Raw genomic sequence first — 3,466 nt, 5'->3', positions numbered from 1 at the left:
CTCCACCACCGGCCGGCCGTCGACCGCGCTCGTCCGCGCCTCCACGGCGCGGCCGCGGAGGGGTCGGCCCTCCTCCGGGGCCCGGGTGACCAGCGACCATCCGGTGGCGGGGTCCGATCCGCGAGCTACGCGAACGGTGGGGAGTGGACGCGAGGGGACCTCGGACATCGGGAGAACCTTCCGTGGAACCGAATCGACGCACCCGCCGCGTGGGCCGGGTGCGTCGATTCGCCAGCGCAGGGGACGATCAGGAGATGGCCTGGGTCAACTCCGCGCCGAGCGACTTCGCCTCGTCGGGGGTCAACTCCACGACGAGGCGTCCGCCACCCTCGAGAGGGACGCGCATGACGATCCCGCGGCCCTCCTTGGCCGCTTCCATCGGTCCGTCACCGGTCCTGGGCTTCATAGCCGCCATCGGGTCGATTCCCTTCGTCCTTGGCAGTGGGCCGCGTCCTGTGAGGACGGCCGGGCCCACGTGCGGTATCGCTGAGTGGATGTTGCCGATTCTAGCGCGTCACACCGTGCCCGGACGCGGGAGCGCGTTCTGGGTCCGCCCCGTCGGAGGACTCCCCGACGTTTCCCTCCCCGGCGAGTCGCGCGCGGAGCCTGTCGATCTCCGTCGCCGCCTCCTCGAGCGCCCAGTCGACCTCCGACATCGTGTACCCCCGCGCGGACATCCCGAATCGGACCGATCGCAGATCGTCGCCGGTGAGCGGCCCTTCGGGCAGCATCGTGACCGTGTGTCCCCGCGCCACCGCCGGCAGCGGTTCCGAACGGCCGAAGACCACGATCGACAGGGCGTAGAGCGCCGCCGCCACGATCAGGGTGACCACCACATAGATGACGATGGTGAGCATGCGCGGGAGCCTCTCTCTGGTCCGGGCCGGGCCTCCAGTCTGGCACACGCCTCGCGGCGGTGGACCCGCCCGAGTCAGGCGAGCCCGCGGACCGTTCGCGCAGGTGGGCGGGTTCCCAAGATGGAGGCCACCATCTCCACCGAGCGGCGCGTCGCACGCACGTCGTGGGTGCGGAACACGCGGGCGCCCATCATCGCCGCGACGGAGGTCGCCGCCAGGGTGCCCTCGGCGCGGTCGTCGATTCCCGCGTCCAGGGTCTCGCCGATGAAGTCCTTGTTGCTCAGCGCCATCAGGACGGGATGACCGAGGGCCACGATCTCGTCCATCCGCCGCAGGAGCTCGAGACCGTGGAAGGTGTTCTTGCCGAAGTCGTGGGTGGGGTCGACCAGTATCCCGTCCTCGGGGACCCCGGCGGCGAGGGCCCGTTCGGCGGCAGCGGACAGTTCCGAGACCACGTCGAGGACGACGTCGGGGTATCCCACCCGGAAGGGCCGGGTGCGCGGGACCGCACCCCCGGTGTGGGAGCACACGAACCCCGCCCCCGCCTCGCCGGCGGCGGTCAGCACCTCGGGATCGTGCCCCGCCCAGGTGTCGTTGACCAGATCGGCGCCGGCGGACAGGGCGCTGCGGGCGACCGAGCCGCGCCAGGTGTCCACGGAGATGACCACGCCCGGGTGTCTGTCCCGGACCGCCTCGATGAAGGGCACCACCCGCCGGAGCTCCTCCCGGGCGTCCACCAGCTCGCCGGGACCGGCCTTGACCCCACCGATGTCGAGGATGTCCGCGCCGTCCTCCACGCACCGGTCGACCCGGTGCATCGCCGCCACGTCGGTGAAGCACGCTCCACGGTCGTAGAAGGAGTCCGGCGTGCGGTTGACGATCGCCATCACCAGAGGTCGGTCCACCGGGACGGGGCGCCCGCAGAGCGTGGGAGGCGGCGTCGCGCCCGGTGGCGTCACCGCCGGCCTCCGCAGGCGTCGAGCGCCGCCTCCAGGTCGTCACACACCACGAGGCTGTCGAACGCCTGCGGCTTGACCAGCCCGGACTCGACGAGCCCGCCGACCCAGTCCAACAGCGGTCGGTAGAAGCCGATCGGGTCGTAGAGCACGACCGGCTTGTGATGGAACCCGAGCGAGGCGGACGTCCACACCTCGAACATCTCCTCCATCGTGCCGATCCCCCCGGGCAGGGTGAGGAACGCGTCCGAGCGCTCCTCCATCTCGCGTTTGCGTTCCCTCATCGTGGTGACCACCACCAGCTCGTCCGCAGCGGTGTCGGCCACCTCACGCACCCGCAGCCCCTCGGGGATGACGCCGACGGTCCGGGCTCCGCCGTCCCGCGCCGCCTCGGCGACCGCGCCCATCATGGACACGTTGCCGCCACCGGAGACCAGAGACCATCCACGACGGGCGATCCCGTTGCCGACCTCGGTGGCGATCTGCAGCAGCCCGGGGTCGTGGGTCGAGGAGGCGCAGTAGATGCAGACCCGACGGCCGGGAACCGGTGCCATCAACGCTCGACCCCCCGGTGTTCCTCGCCGTACAGGTCTTCACGCTGTTCGGCGGTCAGCGCGGCCCGGTGGTGCGCCTCGCGGATGTACTCCACCGTCTCGGCCACGGAGTCGGTGACCAGGAACAGGTCGAGGTCGGACGCCGAGATCATCCCCTGCTCGACCAGGGTTCCCCGGATCCAGTCCACCAGTGGGGTCCAGAAATCCACTCCCAGCAGGACGATCGGGAACCGGGTGATCTTGTCGGTCTGGACCAGGGTGATGGCCTCGAAGAACTCGTCCAGGGTGCCGAAGCCGCCCGGGGTACAGACGAACGCCTGCGTGTATTTGACGAACATCGTCTTGCGGACGAAGAAGTAGCGGAAGTGCAGCCCCAGGTCCACCCAGCGGTTGATCCCCTGTTCCATGGGCAGCTCGATCCCCAGGCCCACGGACTCACCGTCCGCCTCCCACGCGCCCTTGTTGGCCGCCTCCATCTGACCCGGTCCGCCGCCCGTGACCACCGCGTAACCCGCCTCCGCGAGCGCCCGCCCCAGCTCCACCGCCTGTTCGTAGGCGGGATCACCCGGGCGGGTCCGCGCGGACCCGAATACGCTCACCGCGTCGGGCAGCTCCGCGAGCGCGCCGAACCCGTTGACGAACTCGCTCTGGATGCGCAGGACCCGCCACGGGTCGGTGTGCAACCAGTCGGTGTCCTGGTTGGTGTCCAACAGCCGTTGGTCGGTGGTCGTGCGATCGCCGCCCTTGTCCCGTCGCAGGAGGAGCGGGCCGCGCAGGTGTACTGAATCGTTCGGTGCCATCAGGGGTGGTCTCCTACTGGGGTGGGGTCCGGGCTCGTGATGTCCGGGCTCGCGGGGTCCGGGGTCGTATCAGGTCCGGGCCGTGTCGGGCGCGGGTCGTGTCGGGTCGGGGTCAGCCGGAGGTGGTGAGGTAGGCGCGGAGCACCTCGGCCACCTCGGTGATCTGGGTGGCCGGGCAGTGCTCGTCCCGTGTGTGCGCCAGGCCGGGGTCGCCCGGACCCAGATTGACGGCCGGGACGCCCAGGGCGGCGAACCGTGACACGTCGGTCCATCCGTACTTGGCCCGCACCCGTCCGCCC

At 70.9% G+C, this 3,466-nt stretch carries 6 protein-coding genes; all 6 read right to left on the bottom strand.

The window, feature by feature from the left end:
- Nucleotides 1-247: 247 nt before the first annotated feature.
- A complete protein-coding gene (locus G6020_RS08250; RefSeq protein ID WP_107747298.1) occupies nt 248-415 on the bottom strand; it encodes a DUF3117 domain-containing protein in 168 nt (55 codons plus the stop codon).
- Nucleotides 416-506: 91 nt separating this feature from the next.
- Nucleotides 507-857, bottom strand: coding sequence for a DivIVA domain-containing protein (locus G6020_RS08245; RefSeq protein WP_179525592.1), 351 nt, complete (start codon nt 855-857; stop codon nt 507-509).
- 74 nt (nt 858-931) lie between these two features.
- A complete protein-coding gene (folP, locus tag G6020_RS08240; RefSeq protein WP_182610291.1) occupies nt 932-1,744 on the bottom strand; it encodes a dihydropteroate synthase in 813 nt (270 codons plus the stop codon).
- Between the two features lie 68 nt (nt 1,745-1,812).
- Entirely contained in the window at nt 1,813-2,367 is a 555-nt protein-coding gene (locus tag G6020_RS08235) for a TIGR00730 family Rossman fold protein (RefSeq protein WP_182610290.1), read from the bottom strand.
- The gene (locus tag G6020_RS08230) at nt 2,367-3,167 is read right to left on the bottom strand and encodes a TIGR00730 family Rossman fold protein (RefSeq protein WP_179525595.1); all 801 of its coding nucleotides are present in this window, start codon (nt 3,165-3,167) and stop codon (nt 2,367-2,369) included. The genes G6020_RS08235 and G6020_RS08230 overlap by 1 nt, the downstream gene beginning before the upstream one ends.
- Nucleotides 3,168-3,279: 112 nt before the next feature.
- On the bottom strand, nt 3,280-3,466 hold a 187-nt coding region (locus G6020_RS08225; protein WP_347237798.1), incomplete at its 5' end, for a M20/M25/M40 family metallo-hydrolase.

Source organism: Dietzia sp. B19 (assembly GCF_014145155.1).
Classification (GTDB): domain Bacteria; phylum Actinomycetota; class Actinomycetes; order Mycobacteriales; family Mycobacteriaceae; genus Dietzia; species Dietzia natronolimnaea.
The sequence above is the reverse complement of the archived record's forward strand: the minus strand, read 5'-3'. Positions and strand labels throughout refer to the sequence as shown.